The sequence below is a fragment of the Pseudomonas syringae genome (assembly GCF_021605415.1).
GTDB classification, from domain to species: domain Bacteria; phylum Pseudomonadota; class Gammaproteobacteria; order Pseudomonadales; family Pseudomonadaceae; genus Aquipseudomonas; species Aquipseudomonas syringae_S.
In genome coordinates, this window is record NZ_WKEQ01000018.1 from 82,837 (window position 1) to 100,415 (window position 17,579).

Genomic DNA, 17,579 nt, shown 5'->3' on the forward strand with positions numbered 1-17,579 from the left:
CCAGACGCTAAAGCAGTCAGTTCAGACCCAGTTTCCCACGCAACGTGGAAAGGTCTTCAGCCAGTGTATTCACCGGCCCGACCAGCATTTTTCGGTCGCTGTCCTTGACCTTGTCATAGGTCTGGAAACCACCATCCCTGGTTTTGTACTTCGCGAGAATCTTGTTCACCGTGGCGAAGTTCTTGTCGACTTTGGCGATGAACGTCGCGTCCTGCTTCTCGATCTGCGGACGGAACAAATCGACGATTTTCTTCGCGCCGTCGATGTTGCCCTGGAAGTCATACAGGTCGGTGTGACTGTAACGGTCTTCTTCGCCGGAAATCTTCGTGGCGGCGACTTCTTCCAGCAGCGCAGCGGCGCCGCCGACGACTTTTTCCGGGGGGAAGGTCAGGCCAGCCACACGGGTCTGCAAGTCCTTCACGTCCTTGTTCAAACCATCAGCCAATTCAGTCAGGCCCTGGGTGCTTTTTTCCGAGAACAGCGAATATTCGAGACGGTGGAAACCGGTGAAGTCTTCGGCGGCGACCCCTTTTTCGTGGTCGTCAACGCGCGAATCGATGGACGCATCGAGGTCACTGAACAGCTCGGCGATCGGTTCGATCGACTCGTAGTAAACCCGGGTCGGCGCATACAGTTTTTGCGCGGTGGCCAAGTCGCCTTTTTTCACTGCGTCGGTGAACTGCTGGGTGTGGCTGGCCAATTCGTCCAATTGTTCGGTGACGTAGATTTTGTAATCCGAGATCGGCCCCACCAGCTCCAGCGGAGCGGTCGCCGCGAAGGCCGACAGCGGAGTGTTGAGCAAGCCAAGGGTCAGCAGTAACGCGAGGGGTGACTTCTTCATGGGACGGTTCCGTGTTGGGGTGGTCATGCGGTTTTTGTCGGTTGTGTGGCATCGAGCAGCGAGCGGCCGATGAAGTCCTGGTCGCCTTTCACACCGGGCAGAGTGAAGAAGTAACCGCCGCCGGTCGGCTTGAGGTATTCCTCCAGCGGTTCGCCGTTGAGGCGGGTCTGCACGGTGATAAAACCTTTTTCCAGATCGGCCTGGTAACAGATGAACAGCAGGCCCATGTCGAGCTGGCCGTTCTTGTTCACGCCGTTGGAGTAGTTGAACGGCCGGCGCAGGATCAGATTGGCCTGGCTCTCGGCGGTACGCGGGTTGGCCAGACGGATGTGTGCGTCGAGCTTGGTGATTTTGCCGTGAGGATCTTTGCTGTAATCCGGAACCTCGGTTTCATGACTGCCGCCGATGGGCGCGCCAGTGGTTTTGGCCCGGCCGAAGATGCTTTCCTGTTCCTGCAAGGGTGTGCGATCCCAGCGCTCGACGAAGTTGCGGATGATCCGCACCGCTTGGTAGCTGCCATTGGCCGCCCAGGCCGGTTCGTCGCTGCCTGGTTGCACCCAGATCAGGCGATCCATGGCCTTGGCATCGTTGGAATCCGGGTTGGCCGAGCCATCCCGAAAACCGAGAAAGTTACGCGCGCTTTGTGCCGGTTCGCCAGGTTTGAGCGGCGCTTGCGGCGGCACGCTGCCTTCCTGCTTCCAGCGCACCAGCAACAAGTCCGGTAGGTTCTTCACGATGTCACGCAGGGCGTGGATGTTGGTATCAGCGGTGTTGGCGCAAAATTGCAGCGTCAGGTCGCCGTGGCAACAGTCGGGCTCCAGCGCATCGTTGGGAAAACCGACCATGCGCACCAGACGCTTGGGTTTCGCCGCTTCGAGGCCAAAGCGCTCGTCGAACAGCGATTCACCCACCGACACAGTGATGGTCAGGTTATCCGGCGTCACCACCGGGCCGAGGATGCCGGAATCCGGCGGTGGCAGTTTCGGATCGATCTGCGCCACCGGGCCGCCGTGCATCAGGAAAGCGATGCGCTCGTTGAGGGTGCGGAACAGCCGCTCCAGATCGTCGCGATCACTCGCCAATACGTCGAATGCGACCAGCATGCCGGCCGCCGGGCGCGGTGTGACGATGCCGCTCTGATGCACACCGTAAAAGTCGTGACGGTCTTCGGTTTTCTCGCTGCTGGGTGCCTCAGTGACCTGCGCCGGCGCCGCCGCCATTGCCGGGCAGCTCAAGGCTGAACCGGCCAGTGCGACGCCCGCGGCGCCCATGCCCATCAAGACGCGGCGGCGTTGCAAATTGAAGTGTTCTGAATCGTTCATTGGTCGTCGTCTTCTGCTTACAGGCCGGAAAGGCCAAGGGCGGGATCGATCCCATCAAGTGCATTGGCCAGCGCCTTGGCCTTGTCGGCGATCTGCTTGCGCTGCTCGTCGCTGACGCTGTCGTAACTGGCGTAGTCGTCCTTGACCTTGAAACCGTTGAGTAGCGTGTCGAAATCAGCCAAAGCGCTGTCGATCTTCGGCAGCAGGTTGGCGGCGGATTTGCTCAACAGCGGCCGCAGCAAGTCGACCACTTTGTGGCTCGTCGCAAGGTTTGCGGCGAAACCGTTGAGGTCGGTGTGGCTGTAGCGTTCCTCTTCGCCGCTGGCGGCGCGCACGTCGGCGAGCGTGTTGAGGTTGCGCACGACGATGCTCACCAGTTGCTCCGGCGGCAGGGGTTGCGCCAACAATTGCTGCTTGAGCGTGGTGACATCGGCGAGCAAGCGCTGATCCACTGGCGTCAGGTCGACCAGCTTGCGTTGCTGGAACAGCGCGTATTCGACGCGGTGAAAGCCGACGAACGCCGGATCCTGCTCGCGTTTTTCGAAATAATCGGCGCGGGCATTGATGCTGTTGTCCAGTTCCGCCAGTCGTTGCGCGGCCGGGGCCAGTCGCTGATACGCGGCACGGGCCGGCAGGTAGAGCGCTTGCGCCTGGCTCAAGTCGCCGCTTTCGATGGCTTGATTCAGCGCAGTCACCGCTTTGATCAGCGCGCTGCCCTGGCTCGCCAAGTACACACGGAACTCGGACAACGGCCCGACAAACGCGACCATCGACGGTTTGGCCTTGGCGGCGGCATCGGATGCCGCGGTCGGCGTGACGTGCAGGGTGCCGCGCGGATTGCTCAGCAGGCCGCAAGTGATGACGTAATCGCCCGGTTGCAGGTTGGCGTTAATCACTTGGCTTAGGCCTGGCGCGATGTTTTCGCGCTCTTCGACGACCAGCACGCCGTCGAGGATTTCCCATTCCACGGCGCGGTCGGAACGGTTGACGATGCGGAAACTCGCGCGTCCGGCCGGCACCGTTAGCGCATTCGGCTCGCAACTGTGCGGGTGAATGTTGACGACGACTTCGTCATGGTTGTGCTGACGCTTGGCGGCGGCCATTTTCGAGGCGTAGTAGAAGAGGCCACCGGCGGCGATCATTACGATCACCGAACCGGCCAGCGCCCAGCGCAACGCACGGGCAGGTGGAGCCTGGGGTGGTAGAGGCTTTGACATGAGCGCCCTTATTGGCAGGAAACGGAAGACGATTGCGCGGGCGCGGGGAGGAAGAACATCACCAGCGCCACCACCAGGTAAATCAGATACGCGCCGAGGGTGCTGACGGTTGGTCCATCCTGATAGCCGAACATGCCGGCCAGCACCGAGCCCAATGGGCCGTCCATCGGCAGCGTTGCGCTGAAATCGAAGAGCACTGTTTGCAGGTGATTCCACACCCCGGCTTCATGCAGCGCCTGCACCGAGTTGGCCAGAATCCCCGCAGCAACCACCAGAATGAACAGCCCGGTCCAGCGGAAAAACGCCGACAGATTCAGGCGCATGCTGCCGGTGTAGATGAGAACACCGACGATGATTGCCAGCGCCAGGCCGAGCAGGGCGCCAATCGGCGCGCCATAGCCTTCGCTTTGCTGGAATACCGCGAGCAGGAAGAACACGGTTTCCAGGCCTTCACGGGCAACGGCGAAAAACACCATGGCGATCAGCGCGATGACCTGGTGTTTCGAAGTGGTCAACGCGTGATCGAGTGAAGCCTGCAGGGAATGCTTGATCGAACGCGCCACTTTGCGCATCCAGAACACCATGGAACTGAGAATGCCTACCGCGACCAGGCCGACTACGCCTTCGAACAGCTCCTGCTGCTTTTGCGGAAATTCGGCACTGACCAGTTCAAGACCACCGCCCACCAGCAATGCCAGTGCGGCGGCGAGAAAAACGCCGATCCATACCGCCGGCAACCACTGGCCACGACCGGTCTGCTGCAAGTAACTGGCAATGATGCCGACGATCAGCGCGGCTTCAATGCCTTCGCGCAGCATGATGAGAAAGGGGACAAGCATCGGACACCGATCAGCAACTGAATTGGGTTACAAGTTGTAACATAATGAAAGTCATTCTCAAATGGTGATGGTTGCCATTTAGCTGAACGTAAGCTGAACGAGGTTTCATGTCGGGTCGCCAGCATTCTCGCGACAAACCTGCACAAATCCCTGTAGGAGCGAGCCTGTTCGCGATGGTGGTGTATCAGCCTGTGTAGATATTGCTGATCGGACGCGTTCGCGAGCAGGCTCGCTCCTACAGGTTGTGTGTTGTATGCAGGGTGCTGCGTTAAGATGCCGGGCATTCAATAAACAGGGTTCGCCGCGCTCCATGTCGGAAAAAGACACCATCGCCATCCAACTGGTGCGTGAAGCGCTGTTGCAGAGTTGTGCGCCGGGCGCGGCCACCGAAGAGGTCTTGCGCAAGGTCGGCATTGATCCGGCGATGTTGCAGGCCGAGCAAGGTCGCGTCCCCGCCTCGAACTACGCACGGCTCTGGCGTCTGCTGGCCCGGCGTGGCGATGACGAATTTTTCGGCATGGATTCGCGCAAGCTCAAGTCCGGCAGCCTGGAATTCCTTTGCCGCAGTGCCATGGCCCAGCCAACATTGGCTGCCGGGCTCAGCACCGGGCTGACCTTTCTGTCGCTGATGCTCGAACGTCTGCCCGCGCAACTGGTGCATCAACAAAGCCTGGCGGAAATCGTCCTGCTTGAAGACGACCCGCAGCCACTCCGCGCGTTTACCTATTTCACCTACTGGATGATCGTTCACGGCGTCGCTTGCTGGCTGGCAGGGCGGCGCATTCCGATTCTCGCTATCGAGTTGCGCTGTCCGGCCCCGGATTTCTGTGACGACTACCGGGTGATGTTTTCGCAAAACCTGCGTTTCGACCGACCCCGCACGCGGATGATCTTTGCCGCCGATTGCCTCGAACTGCCGATCAAGCGCAGTGAGGGCGAACTGAAGCGTTTTCTGGCCCATGCGCCGGCCAATATTTTGGTGAAGTATCGCGACCCTGAAAGCCTGGCGAGTCGAATCAAAAAGGATCTGCGCCAGTTGCCCGCCGAACAATGGCCGGAAACCGAGGCGCTGGCGCAGCAGTTGTGCATGTCGGCCTCGACCCTGCGCCGGCGCCTGGCAGAAGAAGGACAGACCTGGCAGGGGCTCAAGGACAGCGTACGCAAGGAATTGGCCATCACCTGGCTGGCGGAGCCTTCGATCAGCTTCGCGCAAATTGCCGAGCGGCTGGGATTTGCCGACACCAGTTCGTTCTACAAGGCATTTCGAAAGTGGTCGGGTTCCAACCCCGGCCATTACCGCAGCCTGATCCTCAACGAATCATCCATCCCTCAGCCTCGTTGACGAGATCGTTCCCACGCTCTGCGTGGGAACGAGCAGGAATGGAGAATTGGCCAAACCGGTCATCCATCTTGATGGCTTTGGCCATTGCCGCATCCGCCGAGCGGAGCGAGTATCCCTGTGTTGTTAACGGTTCCCAGCCTAATAAAAACACAGAGGGATTCTGGCAATGCGCGATTACTTGTCCGCTACCACACAGTTCAGCTATCAGCACACCGTCGAGGCCGCGCTCAGCGGTTCGCTCGACGCACTGAACGCCTGCGTCGAATGCTGCGACCGCCACGCTTTGCCCGGGCGCATCGCGCTGTTCTGGGAAGGCCGCGATGGCGCCAGCGCCACGTACACATTCAGCGACCTGCAAGACAAAGCCGCGCGCTTCGCCAATTTCCTGCTCGCCCAAGGCGTGCAAAAGGGCGACAAGGTCGCCGGCCTGCTGCCACGCAACATCGAATTGCTAATCACTGTGTTCGCCACTTGGCGCATCGGCGCGGTGTATCAACCGCTGTTCACCGCGTTCGGCCCCAAGGCGCTGGAGCACCGCCTGAACAGCTCCGGCGCCAAAGTCGTCGTCAGTGATGCGGTCAATCGCACCAAGCTGATTGACGTCGCAGACTGCCCAACCGTGGTAACCGTCGGCGGCGCCAAAGGTCAGGGCATCGTCCGTGGCGATTACAGCTTCTGGGCTGAACTGGCCAACTACTCCAACGTCTGCGAACCGGTGCTGCTGACCGGCGAAGACCCGTTCCTGCTGATGTTCACCTCGGGCACCACCGGGCCGTCGAAAGCCTTGTCCGTGCCGCTGAAAGCCATCGTCGCTTTCCAGAATTACACCCGCGACGCGGTGGATCTGCGTCCGGAAGATTCATTCTGGAATGTCGCTGATCCTGGCTGGGCCTACGGCATTTATTTCGGCGTGACCGGGCCGTTGTCGATGGGCCACCCGATCACCTTTTACGATGGCCCGTTCACCCTTGAAAGCACCTGCCGGGTGATCAACAAGTACGGCATCACCAACCTCACCGGATCGCCCACGGCCTATCGTTTGCTGATCGCCGGCGGCGATGAGTTCGCCCAATCGATCAAGGGCAAGCTGCGCATCGTCAGCAGCGCTGGCGAGCCGCTCAACCCGGAAGTGATCCGCTGGTTCGCCGACAACCTCGGCGTGGTCATTCACGACCATTACGGCCAGACCGAACTGGGCATGGTGCTGTGCAACCATCACGGTCTCGACCATCCGGTGCATTTGGGGGCCGCCGGTTTCGCCTCGCCGGGCCATCGCATCGTCGTGCTGGATGATCAGCACAACGAACTCGGTGTCGGCCAGCCGGGCATCCTCGCCATCGACCGTGCGCAATCACCGATGTGCTGGTTCGGCGGCTACGAGGGTGTGGTCACTAAAGCGTTCGTTGGCGATTACTACTTGAGCGGCGACACCGTGGAATGGAACCCGGACGGCAGCATCAGCTTTGTCGGTCGCAGCGACGACGTGATCACCACGTCCGGCTATCGCGTCGGCCCATTCGACGTCGAAAGCGCGTTGATCGAGCACCCGGCGGTGGTGGAAGCAGCGGTCGTCGGCAAGCCCGATCCGGAGCGCACCGAACTGGTCAAAGCCTTCGTCGTGCTTAACCCTCAATACCGTGCGGAGCCGGCGCTGGCCGAAGAATTGCGCCAACACGTGCGCAAACGTCTGGCCGCGCATTCGTACCCGCGTGAAATCGAATTCGTCAGCGAATTGCCCAAGACCCCGAGCGGCAAATTGCAGCGCTTTATCTTGCGCAACCAGGAAATCGCCAAGGCTCAAGAGGCCGCAGCGAAGAACGTTTCAGCTTGAATCCAGGGAAAACCGTCATGCAGATCGAAAATAAGGCTTTTATCGTCACAGGCGGCGCGTCCGGCCTCGGTGCCGCCACCGCTGAATTGCTGGTGGCCGCCGGCGCCAAAGTGATGCTGATAGACATGAATGCCGAGGCCGTTGCCGCTCAGGCCGAGCGCCTAGGCGCGCAGAGCGTGGTGGCTGACATCAGCAACGAAGCCGCCGCCGAGGCTGCCGTGCAAGCAGCGGTCGATGCCTTCGGCGGGCTCAATGGTCTGGTCAATTGCGCCGGTATCGTTCGTGGCGAGAAGATCCTCGGCAAGAATGGCCCGCACGCGCTGGGCAGTTTCGCTCAGGTGATCAACGTCAACCTGATCGGCAGCTTCAACATGCTGCGACTGGCCGCCGCAGCGATCGCCGAGAGCGAACCGAATGCCGACGGTGAACGCGGCGTGATCATCAATACCGCCTCGGTCGCCGCGTTCGACGGGCAGATCGGCCAGGCCGCATATGCCGCCTCCAAAGGCGCTATCGCCAGCCTGACCTTGCCAGCCGCCCGTGAACTGGCGCGTTTCGGCATCCGCGTGATGACCATCGCCCCAGGCATTTTTGAAACGCCAATGATGGCCGGCATGACCCCGGAAGTTCGCGAGTCCCTGGCCGCTGGCGTGCCGTTCCCGCCGCGCTTGGGTAAACCCGCCGAGTATGCCGCGCTGGTGCGACACATCATTGAAAACAGCATGCTCAATGGCGAGGTGATCCGTCTCGACGGCGCCTTGCGCATGGCCGCCAAGTAAGGAGAAATTGTCATGACCACTGCCAACGACCCGATTGTCATCGTCAGCGCCGTCCGCACCCCAATGGGCGGTTTCCAGGGCGAACTGAAAAGCCTCACCGCGCCGCAACTCGGCGCCGCCGCGATCAAAGCGGCTGTCGAGCGCGCCGGTGTCGCGCCAGACGCGGTTGAAGAAGTGCTGTTCGGTTGCGTCCTGCCCGCCGGTCTCGGTCAGGCGCCTGCGCGTCAAGCCGCTCTCGGCGCGGGGCTGGATAAATCGACCCGCTGCACCACGCTGAACAAGATGTGCGGTTCGGGCATGGAAGCGGCCATTCTGGCTCACGACATGCTGCTCGCCGGCAGTGCCGATGTGATCGTCGCGGGCGGCATGGAAAGCATGTCCAACGCGCCGTACCTGCTTGATCGTGCACGCAGCGGTTACCGCATGGGGCACGGTCGCGTGCTGGATTCGATGTTCCTGGATGGACTTGAAGATGCGTACGACAGGGGCCGCCTGATGGGCACCTTCGCCGAGGATTGCGCTGAAACCAATCGTTTCAGTCGCGAAGCCCAGGACGCCTATGCCATTGCTTCGACGACCCGCGCGCAGCAGGCGATCAAGGACGGCAGCTTCCAGGACGAAATCGTTCCGGTGACTGTGACGGTCGGCAAGGAACAGGTGCTGATCAGCCACGACGAGCAGCCGCCGAAAGCCAAACTCGACAAGATCGCCTCGCTGAAACCAGCGTTCCGCGAGGGCGGCACGGTGACGGCGGCGAATTCCAGTTCGATCTCTGACGGCGCGGCGGCGCTGGTGCTGATGCGTCAGTCGCAGGCGCAACAACTCGGTGTGAAACCACTGGCGGTTATCCACGGTCATGCGGCGTTTGCCGATACACCGGGGCTGTTTCCGGTGGCGCCGATTGGGGCGATCAAGAAATTGGTGAAAAAGACGGGTTGGTCGCTGGATCAGGTCGATCTTTTTGAGGTTAACGAAGCGTTCGCGGTGGTGGCCATGGCCGCCATGACCCACCTGGAAATTCCCCATGAAAAGCTCAATATCCACGGCGGCGCCTGTGCGCTCGGTCATCCGATTGGTGCGTCTGGGGCGCGGATTCTGGTGACTTTGCTCTCGGCCTTGCGCCAAAAAAACCTGAAACGCGGCATCGCGGCCATTTGCATCGGCGGCGGCGAAGCGACAGCCATGGCCGTGGAATGCGTCTATTAAACTCCCCCGTCCATGTAGGAGCTGCCGCAGCCTCATTGCACTCGACAGCTCCTACACAGCTCCTACAGAGGGGAGCCTTTTGAGGATTTACGATGATTCCCAACGAAGACCAACAACAGATCCGCGACATGGCCCGGCAGTTTGCCGAGGAGCGGCTGAAACCGTTCGCCGCCGAGTGGGATCGCGAACATCGTTTCCCCAGGGAGGCCATCGGCGAAATGGCCGAGCTGGGTTTTTTCGGCATGTTGGTGCCGGAGCAGTGGGGCGGTTGCGAAACGGGTTACCTGGCCTACGCCATGGCCCTGGAAGAAATCGCCGCCGGTGACGGTGCGTGCTCGACCATCATGAGCGTGCACAACTCGGTGGGTTGCGTGCCGATTCTCAAATTCGGCAACGACGATCAGCGCGAACGCTTCCTCAAACCGTTGGCCAGCGGCGCGATGCTCGGCGCCTTCGCCTTGACCGAACCCCAGGCCGGATCCGACGCCAGCAGCCTGAAAACCCGCGCACGGCTGGAGGGCGATCACTATGTCTTGAATGGTTGCAAACAGTTCATCACCTCCGGCCAGAACGCCGGGATCGTGATCGTGTTCGCCGTGACCGATCCGAACGCCGGTAAACGCGGCATCACCGCGTTTATCGTGCCGACTGATTCGCCAGGCTATAAAGTGGCACGCGTCGAGGACAAGCTTGGTCAACACGCGTCCGACACCTGCCAGATATTGTTCGAAGATGTGAAAGTCCCGGTCGCCAACCGTTTGGGCGAGGAGGGCGAGGGCTACAAAATCGCCTTGGCCAACCTTGAAGGCGGGCGCGTCGGCATCGCGTCGCAATCGGTCGGCATGGCCCGCGCCGCGTTCGAAGCGGCCCGTGATTACGCCCGTGATCGCGACGCTTTCGGCAAACCGATCATCGAACATCAGGCAGTCGCGTTTCGCCTGGCGGACATGGCCACGCAAATCGCCGTGGCACGGCAAATGGTGCATTACGCCGCTGCCTTGCGCGACAGCGGCCAACCGGCGCTGGTCGAGGCGTCGATGGCCAAACTGTTCGCTTCGGAAATGGCCGAGAAGGTCTGCTCCATGGCGCTGCAAACCCTTGGCGGCTACGGTTACCTGAACGATTTCCCATTGGAGCGCATCTACCGCGACGTGCGGGTTTGCCAGATATACGAAGGCACCAGCGACATTCAGCGCATGGTCATTTCGCGCAACCTATAACCACCCCCTGTAGGAGCTGCCGCAGGCTCGGGGCCGCTTTCGGACGATCTTTGATCGAAGGGAACGCGGCGCGTCCCGGCTGCATTTCCACGCACAGCGTGGGAACGATCAGGCATCAAGATCACAGCCTGCGTCTAACACGGGATCGAATTTGACTGGAGTTATGTATGAATTACGAAACGATTTTGCTGGAAATCCATGATCGTGTGGGTTTGATCACGTTGAACCGGCCGCAAGCGCTGAATGCCTTGAACGCACAGCTGGTCAGCGAAGTGAACCATGCGCTTGATGGTCTGGAAGCGGACGCGAACATCGGCTGTATCGTCCTGACCGGGTCAAAGAAAGCCTTCGCGGCCGGTGCCGACATCAAGGAAATGGCCGAGCTGACGTATCCGCAAATCTACATGGACGACTTGTTCAGCGACAGCGACCGGGTGGCCAACCGGCGCAAGCCGATCATTGCAGCCGTTAATGGTTTTGCCCTCGGTGGCGGCTGCGAACTGGCGCTGATGTGCGACTTTATTCTGGCAGGTGACAACGCCAAATTCGGTCAGCCGGAAATCAATCTCGGCGTGCTGCCCGGCATGGGCGGTACCCAGCGACTGACCCGCGCGGTAGGCAAGGCCAAAGCGATGGAAATGTGTTTGAGCGGGCGGTTGATCGACGCGGTGGAAGCGGAGCGCAGCGGCATCGTTGCGCGGATTGTGCCAAGTGATGAATTGCTCGATGAGGCACTGAAAGTCGCTGCGGTGATTGCCAGCAAGTCGTTGCCGATCGCGATGATGATCAAGGAAAGCGTCAACCGGGCGTTCGAGGTCAATTTGGCTGAGGGTGTACGGTTTGAGCGCCGGGTGTTCCATGCGGCGTTTGCCACCCAGGATCAGAAGGAAGGGATGGCCGCGTTTGTGGCCAAGCGGCCCGCTGAGTTTCAGGGTAAATAATCGGCGTCCGTGCTGACGCCTTCCCGGGCAAGCCCGGCTCCCACAGGCTTTGTGGTGTACGCAACATGCAATACACCACAAAGCCCTGTAGAAGCTGCCGCAGCCTGCGATCTTTAGCTTTTAGATCGGGTAGTTTTTCAACTCCCGTGCAATCACCATCCGCTGTATCTCGCTCGACCCTTCATAAATCTGGGTGATCCGCGCATCCCGGTAGTATTTCTCCACCGGGTAATCCTCCAGATACCCGTACCCGCCATGAATCTGAATCGCCGATGAGCAGACTTTCTCGGCCATTTCCGAAGCGAACAGCTTGGCTTGCGAGGCTTCCGACAAACACGGTTTTCCAGCCGAACGCAGGCGCGCCGCATGCAGGATCATCAACCGCGCCGCGTTGATTTGCATGTGCATGTCGGCCAGCAGGTTGGCGATGCTCTGGTGTTCGATGATCGGTTTGTCAAACTGCACACGATCGCGCGAGTAGGCCAATGCCGCGTCGAACGCCGCACGGGCAATGCCCAGCGCTTGCGCAGCGATGCCGATGCGTCCGCCTTCAAGGTTGGACAAGGCAATCGCCAGGCCCTTGCCACGTTCGCCGAGCAGATTAGCCTCTGGAATGCTGCAATCGTTCAGGGTGACGGCGCAGGTGTCGGACGCCCGAATGCCCATCTTGTGTTCCGTGCGATCGACGATGAAGCCCGGTGTATCAGTGGGCACCAGAAACGCTGACAGACCTTTTTTGCCCAGCTCCGGATCCGTCACTGCAAATACGATGGCCAGTTTCGCCCGTTTGCCATTGCTGACGAATTGCTTGGCGCCGTTAATGACCCACTGGCCATCGCGCAGTTCGGCGCGGGTGCGCAGATTGTGCGCCTCGGATCCGGCCTGGGGTTCGGTCAGGCAAAAGCAGCCAATCGTCTTGCCACTGGCCAGGTCCGCCAGCCAGGTCTGTTTCTGCGTTTCGCTGCCGTAATTGAGCACCGGCCCGCAACCGACCGAATTGTGAATGCTCATGAACGCGCCCGTCGCGCCGTCACCGGCGGAGATCTCTTCCACCGCGAGTGCGTAAGCGACATAGTCGACGTACGTGCCGCCCCATTCTTCCGTCACCACCATGCCGAGCAGGCCGAGGTCGCCCATCTTCGCCACCAGCGCGTCGTCGATCCAGCCGGCCTTTTCCCAGGCTTGTGCGTGGGGCGCGATTTCGCCACGGGCGAAGTCCCGGGCCATGTCGCGGATCATCACTTGTTCTTCGCTCAATTCGAGGTCGTGCATGATTCAGCTCCCACGCTTATCAAATCCGCGAAAAAAACTCCCGACATGCTCGGGGTGCAGTCCGGCAAGGGTCGGAGGGTTCCAGCGCGGGGTCTTGTCTTTGTCGATCAACAGGGCGCGCACGCCTTCTATCAGGTCACCGTTTTCAAACCACTGGCGATCCAGATGCAGCTCAAGGGCGAAGCACTGTTCCAGGCTGAGTTCACGGCCGCGACGGAGCATTTCAAGGGTCACGCCCATGGCCAGTGGCGAACGGGTTTCCAACAGATCGGCCGTGGCGGTTGCCCATTCATGGCTGTCGGCGACGGTCACGGCACGCAGCTGCTCGACCATGCTAGGCACGTCCGGCAAGGCGAAGAAATGGTCGATGGCCGGGCGCAAGGCTTCGAGTGGCGCGTCGGGAAGGGTTTGCACGGCGAGCTTCGCAAGCAGGCCTTGCAGATCCTTGAGCGGTGAATCGTGCCATTCGAGGCGGTCGAGCTGTTCGTCGAGCTTATCTAGCTTGCTGCTGTCCAGATACCAGTCGGCGAGGCCGCAATACAGCGCATCGGCAGCACGAATCTGCGCGCCGCTGACGCCGAGGTAGATGCCCAGTTCACCGGGTATGCGCGGCAGGAAATAGCTGCCGCCAACGTCGGGGAAGTAACCGATGGCCACTTCGGGCATCGCCAGACGGCTTTTCTCGGTGACAACGCGCAGGTCGGCGCCTTGCACCAGGCCCATGCCGCCGCCGAGGACGAAGCCGTCCATCAGCGCCAGTACCGGTTTGCGGTAGTGGTGGATGGTCAGGTCGAGGGCGTATTCCTCGACAAAGAAATCTTCGTGCAACGTGTCGCGGCTTTTGAAACTGTCGTAGAGGGAACGAATGTCGCCGCCAGCACAGAAGGCTTTTTCGCCGGCACCGCGCAAGACGACAGCGTGCACGCGGGCATCTGTTGCCCAGGCATTCAGATGCCGCTGCAGGTCGCGAACCATGTCGAGGGTGAGGGCGTTGAGGCCGGCGGGGCGATTGAGGGTGAGGTGACCGATGTGATTACGTACCTCGGCCAGCACTTCATGTTGCATGGCATCCATGGACGAAGTCCTCGGTGATGAAGCCTGTGCGGTCATCGCTAACTCCCTGCTTTTATTGTTTTTTATTCGAAAAAAGCCCTTGCCAGGGCGATACCGGATCCTAACAGTGCAAATTTGCCCGATACAACGGGGATATCTGCAGGGCAAGTCTGCGTTTTTACCTTAGACCAACGTCGGGGCAGCACCGGTACGGATCGTTCCCACGCTCTGCGTGGGAACGATTACCGCGTATGAAGCCATCTTTAGGAGAAGACACCGCGAATGCTGCGACGTTTCGCGTGCAGTTCACTGGCGTGGATCAATTGCTCGAGATCTTCCGGCGTGACGTCGATAAAGGCTTCCATGTCAGCGAGGGCCAGTTTCAGGTCTTCGGCGGTGATCGCCTGCGTATCGACGGGTATCACCGCAGGCGCAGGCTCGGCAGTACGCTTCGGGTAACGAATGCGCGTCAGGTTGTTGTACGCCAGGGCACTGAACAACATGCACACCGCGCCCAGCATCACCGGGCCCATGGCTTTCCAGTCCATGGCAATGGTTGCCGGATCGGCCAGCACCAATGTCAGCGCCAATGCACCGGCCGGCGGGTGCAGGCAGCGCAGCCAGCACATCAGAATCAGCGCCATGCCCGCCGCCAGACAGGCGCTGCCGAGCGTGCGCCCCAACACATGCGCCACCAGCAGCGACACTACACCAGCGCTCAGATAGCCGCCAATGATCGACCACGGCTGGGCGAGCGCGCCTGACGACACTGCAAACAGCAACACTGCCGAAGCTCCCAAAGGCCCGATCAAGTGGTAGGCGACGTCAATGCCGAACACCCGGCTGCACAGCCAGACACTGAATAGCGTGCCTAATGCCATGCCGATGGCGGCGCGGCTCCATTCAGTGGGGCGGGTATTGATGGCGGCGGGTAACCAGCGAGCGAGCATGAAACCGATCCTTGAGGCAGTTGTAAAAAAGCGGGACAAAAAAAAGGACTTGTCCGGCAAATCCGGAAAGCCCTCTGAAGAGTTCCAACTATTGGGGGAGGAACGTGCACAGTGTGCCGATCAAACCCGATGCTGACAAATTCATATAAATGCAGTTTGAGTGCATTAATGTTGAAGTAAAGAGGTGCGCCGCCCACTGATAAAACACAGATAGCCGCCAATCGCGGCGAGGCCGCTCAGCGCATAAAACATCGTCGGCGCCGGGGTGTGAACCAACAGGAAGCCACTGATCACCGGGCTCAGCGCACCGCCCAGTGCCGCGAGATTCTGTGCGCCGTAATAGCTGCCGCGCAGTTCTTCAGGGGCGAGCGTGTCGATGAACAGGAACTCAGCCGGATAGATGATCATTTCGCCGAGGGTAAAGATGAACATTGCCACGCACCAGCTCAGGAGGCTGTCGGCCAGGCTGAATCCGATCAAACCGACGATGAACAGCGCCGTGCCCGCGACAATCCAGTGCCGCAGTTGCTCGCGCTTGAGGAATCGCCCGACCTGGTATTGCAGAAGGATCACCGTGATCGCGTTGCAGGCGAGCAGGGCGGCCATGGTGTCCAGCGTGCCTTGTTGATCCTCGGTCACCAGCAGGTATTGCGACAGGTACAGGGTGAAGCGTCCATGAACCACCGTGCTCAGCAAGCAGCCAAGGGTGAACAGGATCAATGTCCGGTCGTTCTTCAGCGTGATCAGTGTTTTGAGAAAGCTCTGCGGCGCACTGGTCACCGATTCGGCAGACGCTTCATTGTTCACGCCCATCAACAGGCACACGCTGCCAGCGGCAATCGCCCCGGCGACAATAAACGGCGCGATCGGCCATACCCCGGCAATCACCACGCCAATCATGGGGCCAACGGCATAGCCGATATTGGTCAGCGTGTAGGTGAGCGAGAACGCCTTGACCCGCTGACCGACCGGCAGGTTTTCACTGAGGATCGCTTTGGAGCCAATCAGGAACAGCGCCGACGCGGTTTCGGTGACGATCAGAATCAGCGTGACCAGGTACAAATTTTTCGCGAAGGCCAGCAGGATCAGGCCGATGCCGCTGGATAGCATGGTCAGGATCAGCAACTTGCGCTTGTCCAGCCGATCAATGACGTACCCGCCATAAAGCGACAGCAGCGTCGCACTGAACACGGCAATCCCGAGCAACAGCCCGACGTCGGCCGGGTTAAGGCCGAGTTGATTGCTGAGGAACAGAGTCAATAGCGGGCCGATCAGGGCACGACTGATGACGATGGTCAGCGAGCTGATCATCAAGCGGCGGACGAGAGGGGAATAGGTGGCCATGGAGAATTGAACGTCCTTAGTTCGCAGGCGGCACACATCCTCTGCGCAGAAGGATTCCCGGTCAACCCCGCCCCCTGTGCAGGAGCTGCCGAAGGCTGCGATCTTTTGATCGAGGAAACAGAATCAAAAGATCGCAGCCTCGTTGCACTCGTCAGCTCCTACGGGCGTATTGATCGGGGGGATTCCGGTGTGCCAGCAATTGACTTTTGCGCCCTCGCTCGGCAGGTTGTGTGCCCCCGGCGACCCGTCATGCCGGTGTTCGAGCTGATTTCTTCTGTTGATGTGTTTTTTTTCAAGGCATTTGGTTTGATTGACTTACCTGGTTCTGTTTCCACCCCCGCAACGCCCAACCCGCTGACCGTTTATCTGGCCCGGCTGGCACCTTCCAGCCAGTTGACCATGCGTTACGTCTTGCAGGACGCCGCCGACCGCCTCGGTTTTGAAGAGGTGAACATCGAGGAAATTCCCTGGCACGGATTGCAACCCGAGGATGTGATTTCGCTGGTTGCCGCCCTGCGTACCGACGGTTACGCGCCGAACACCTCGTCGCTGTACGTCAACGCCGTGCGCGGCGTGATGAATGAAGCCTGGCGCATGAGCCTGATCAGCCAGGATCACCTGTTGAAGATGCGTTCGGTCAAAGGCATTGCCGGAACGCGGCTTTCTCAAGGGCGCAATCTCAAGCGCACGCTGATTCATGAGTTGATGGAAGTCTGCGCGGCCGATCCGCGCCCGCAAGGCCTGCGCGATGCGGCGATCATCGCGTTGTTGTATGGCACCGGCATGCGCAAGTCAGAGTCGGTGGACCTGGACCTGGCCCAGGTAGACTTCTGCGAACGCAGCCTGACCGTCACCGGTAAAGGCAATAAACAACTGATCAAATACGCGCCGACCTGGGCGTTCGCCAAGCTTGATGCCTGGCTGGAACTGCGCCGCTCACAGCTCAAGGAAGGCGAGAGCGACGACGGTTTTTTGTTCAACCGTATCCGTCGCGGCAGCCACATCACCCGCGAGCGCATTACCAAACACGCGATTTATTACATCGCCCGCCAGCGTGGCACGCAGGTCGGGGTGAAGATCATGCCCCACGACTTCCGTCGCTCGTTCATCACCCGGGTGATCGAAGAGCACGACCTGTCGATCGCGCAGAAGCTCGCCCATCACAGCAACATCCAGACGACAGCCAACTACGACGTGCGCGATGACAACGAGCGGCGCCGCGCGGTGGATCGCTTCGACCTGTAATCAGGCTGGCACGAACAAATGAGCCTCGCCGAGCACCGCTCCCATTCAAATTAGCAGTGACGCGCAATCGGCACGGCACCGTGCGTCATCTCCTGCAAGGTGATTTTGTGAGCAGGCTCAGTTGCGTGGGGGAGCCTGGAGTTGGGTGGGAGGGGCGTTGTTCGGGCGGCCACGGAT

The 17,579-nt window shown here is 60.3% G+C and carries 15 protein-coding genes; 7 read left to right on the forward strand and 8 right to left on the reverse strand.

Going from position 1 to position 17,579, the window contains the following annotated elements:
- Nucleotides 1-16: 16 nt before the first annotated feature.
- Genes efeO (GIW69_RS14785) through efeU form a run of 4 tightly spaced genes read right to left on the reverse strand, consistent with a single transcriptional unit; the run spans nucleotide 17 to nucleotide 4,219 of the window.
- Nucleotides 17-841, reverse strand: coding sequence for an iron uptake system protein EfeO (efeO, locus tag GIW69_RS14785; RefSeq protein WP_236483415.1), 825 nt, complete (start codon nucleotides 839-841; stop codon nucleotides 17-19).
- Nucleotides 842-864: 23 nt separating this feature from the next.
- Nucleotides 865-2,163 (reverse strand): iron uptake transporter deferrochelatase/peroxidase subunit, encoded by a 1,299-nt coding sequence (gene efeB, locus GIW69_RS14790; protein ID WP_236483416.1) that lies wholly within the window; start codon nucleotides 2,161-2,163, stop codon nucleotides 865-867.
- A gap of 17 nt (nucleotides 2,164-2,180) precedes the next feature.
- Nucleotides 2,181-3,380 carry an iron uptake system protein EfeO gene (gene efeO, locus GIW69_RS14795; protein WP_236483417.1) on the reverse strand — a complete coding sequence of 400 codons (1,200 nt, stop codon included), beginning with the start codon at nucleotides 3,378-3,380 and terminating at the stop codon, nucleotides 2,181-2,183.
- Nucleotides 3,381-3,388: 8 nt separating this feature from the next.
- The gene (gene efeU / locus GIW69_RS14800; RefSeq protein ID WP_236483418.1) at nucleotides 3,389-4,219 is read right to left on the reverse strand and encodes an iron uptake transporter permease EfeU; all 831 of its coding nucleotides are present in this window, start codon (nucleotides 4,217-4,219) and stop codon (nucleotides 3,389-3,391) included.
- A 310-nt stretch (nucleotides 4,220-4,529) separates the two neighbouring features.
- Here efeU and GIW69_RS14805 point away from each other — a divergent pair, with 310 nt between their 5' ends.
- From GIW69_RS14805 to GIW69_RS14830, 6 genes are all read left to right on the forward strand, one after another.
- Complete coding sequence (locus GIW69_RS14805) at nucleotides 4,530-5,561, forward strand: AraC family transcriptional regulator (protein WP_236483419.1); 1,032 nt, start codon at nucleotides 4,530-4,532, stop codon at nucleotides 5,559-5,561.
- A 166-nt stretch (nucleotides 5,562-5,727) separates the two neighbouring features.
- Nucleotides 5,728-7,392, forward strand: a complete 1,665-nt coding sequence (locus GIW69_RS14810; protein ID WP_236483420.1) for an AMP-binding protein — start codon at nucleotides 5,728-5,730, stop codon at nucleotides 7,390-7,392.
- A 17-nt stretch (nucleotides 7,393-7,409) separates the two neighbouring features.
- Complete coding sequence (locus GIW69_RS14815) at nucleotides 7,410-8,171, forward strand: SDR family NAD(P)-dependent oxidoreductase (RefSeq protein ID WP_236483421.1); 762 nt, start codon at nucleotides 7,410-7,412, stop codon at nucleotides 8,169-8,171.
- A 12-nt stretch (nucleotides 8,172-8,183) separates the two neighbouring features.
- A complete protein-coding gene (locus GIW69_RS14820; protein WP_236483422.1) occupies nucleotides 8,184-9,377 on the forward strand; it encodes an acetyl-CoA C-acyltransferase in 1,194 nt (397 codons plus the stop codon).
- A gap of 92 nt (nucleotides 9,378-9,469) precedes the next feature.
- Nucleotides 9,470-10,597 (forward strand): acyl-CoA dehydrogenase, encoded by a 1,128-nt coding sequence (locus GIW69_RS14825; protein ID WP_236483423.1) that lies wholly within the window; start codon nucleotides 9,470-9,472, stop codon nucleotides 10,595-10,597.
- 167 nt (nucleotides 10,598-10,764) lie between these two features.
- Complete coding sequence (locus GIW69_RS14830; RefSeq protein WP_236483424.1) at nucleotides 10,765-11,538, forward strand: enoyl-CoA hydratase; 774 nt, start codon at nucleotides 10,765-10,767, stop codon at nucleotides 11,536-11,538.
- 120 nt (nucleotides 11,539-11,658) lie between these two features.
- Here the strand turns inward: GIW69_RS14830 and GIW69_RS14835 are convergent, their stop codons facing one another.
- The 4 genes from GIW69_RS14835 to GIW69_RS14850 form a co-directional block, all read right to left on the reverse strand.
- Nucleotides 11,659-12,810 carry an acyl-CoA dehydrogenase family protein gene (locus GIW69_RS14835; protein WP_236483425.1) on the reverse strand — a complete coding sequence of 384 codons (1,152 nt, stop codon included), beginning with the start codon at nucleotides 12,808-12,810 and terminating at the stop codon, nucleotides 11,659-11,661.
- 3 nt (nucleotides 12,811-12,813) lie between these two features.
- Nucleotides 12,814-13,920, reverse strand: a complete 1,107-nt coding sequence (locus GIW69_RS14840) for an enoyl-CoA hydratase/isomerase family protein (RefSeq protein ID WP_236483426.1) — start codon at nucleotides 13,918-13,920, stop codon at nucleotides 12,814-12,816.
- A 206-nt stretch (nucleotides 13,921-14,126) separates the two neighbouring features.
- Nucleotides 14,127-14,813: an HPP family protein gene (locus GIW69_RS14845; RefSeq protein ID WP_236483427.1), complete on the reverse strand. Its 687-nt coding sequence runs from the start codon at nucleotides 14,811-14,813 to the stop codon at nucleotides 14,127-14,129.
- Between the two features lie 165 nt (nucleotides 14,814-14,978).
- The gene (locus GIW69_RS14850; protein ID WP_236483428.1) at nucleotides 14,979-16,157 is read right to left on the reverse strand and encodes an MFS transporter; all 1,179 of its coding nucleotides are present in this window, start codon (nucleotides 16,155-16,157) and stop codon (nucleotides 14,979-14,981) included.
- A 306-nt stretch (nucleotides 16,158-16,463) separates the two neighbouring features.
- Between GIW69_RS14850 and GIW69_RS14855 the strand changes: the two genes are divergently transcribed.
- Nucleotides 16,464-17,402 (forward strand): site-specific integrase, encoded by a 939-nt coding sequence (locus GIW69_RS14855; RefSeq protein ID WP_496570921.1) that lies wholly within the window; start codon nucleotides 16,464-16,466, stop codon nucleotides 17,400-17,402.
- Nucleotides 17,403-17,579: the final 177 nt, after the last annotated feature.

Coding starts and splice junctions, on each gene's coding strand:
- efeO (WP_236483415.1), bottom strand. CDS start 841: ATGAAGAAGTCACCCCTCGCGTTACTGCTGACCCTTGGCTTGCTCAAC.
- efeB (WP_236483416.1), bottom strand. CDS start 2,163: ATGAACGATTCAGAACACTTCAATTTGCAACGCCGCCGCGTCTTGATG.
- efeO (WP_236483417.1), bottom strand. CDS start 3,380: ATGTCAAAGCCTCTACCACCCCAGGCTCCACCTGCCCGTGCGTTGCGC.
- efeU (WP_236483418.1), bottom strand. CDS start 4,219: ATGCTTGTCCCCTTTCTCATCATGCTGCGCGAAGGCATTGAAGCCGCG.
- GIW69_RS14805 (WP_236483419.1), top strand. CDS start 4,530: ATGTCGGAAAAAGACACCATCGCCATCCAACTGGTGCGTGAAGCGCTG.
- GIW69_RS14810 (WP_236483420.1), top strand. CDS start 5,728: ATGCGCGATTACTTGTCCGCTACCACACAGTTCAGCTATCAGCACACC.
- GIW69_RS14815 (WP_236483421.1), top strand. CDS start 7,410: ATGCAGATCGAAAATAAGGCTTTTATCGTCACAGGCGGCGCGTCCGGC.
- GIW69_RS14820 (WP_236483422.1), top strand. CDS start 8,184: ATGACCACTGCCAACGACCCGATTGTCATCGTCAGCGCCGTCCGCACC.
- GIW69_RS14825 (WP_236483423.1), top strand. CDS start 9,470: ATGATTCCCAACGAAGACCAACAACAGATCCGCGACATGGCCCGGCAG.
- GIW69_RS14830 (WP_236483424.1), top strand. CDS start 10,765: ATGAATTACGAAACGATTTTGCTGGAAATCCATGATCGTGTGGGTTTG.
- GIW69_RS14835 (WP_236483425.1), bottom strand. CDS start 12,810: ATGCACGACCTCGAATTGAGCGAAGAACAAGTGATGATCCGCGACATG.
- GIW69_RS14840 (WP_236483426.1), bottom strand. CDS start 13,920: ATGACCGCACAGGCTTCATCACCGAGGACTTCGTCCATGGATGCCATG.
- GIW69_RS14845 (WP_236483427.1), bottom strand. CDS start 14,813: ATGCTCGCTCGCTGGTTACCCGCCGCCATCAATACCCGCCCCACTGAA.
- GIW69_RS14850 (WP_236483428.1), bottom strand. CDS start 16,157: ATGGCCACCTATTCCCCTCTCGTCCGCCGCTTGATGATCAGCTCGCTG.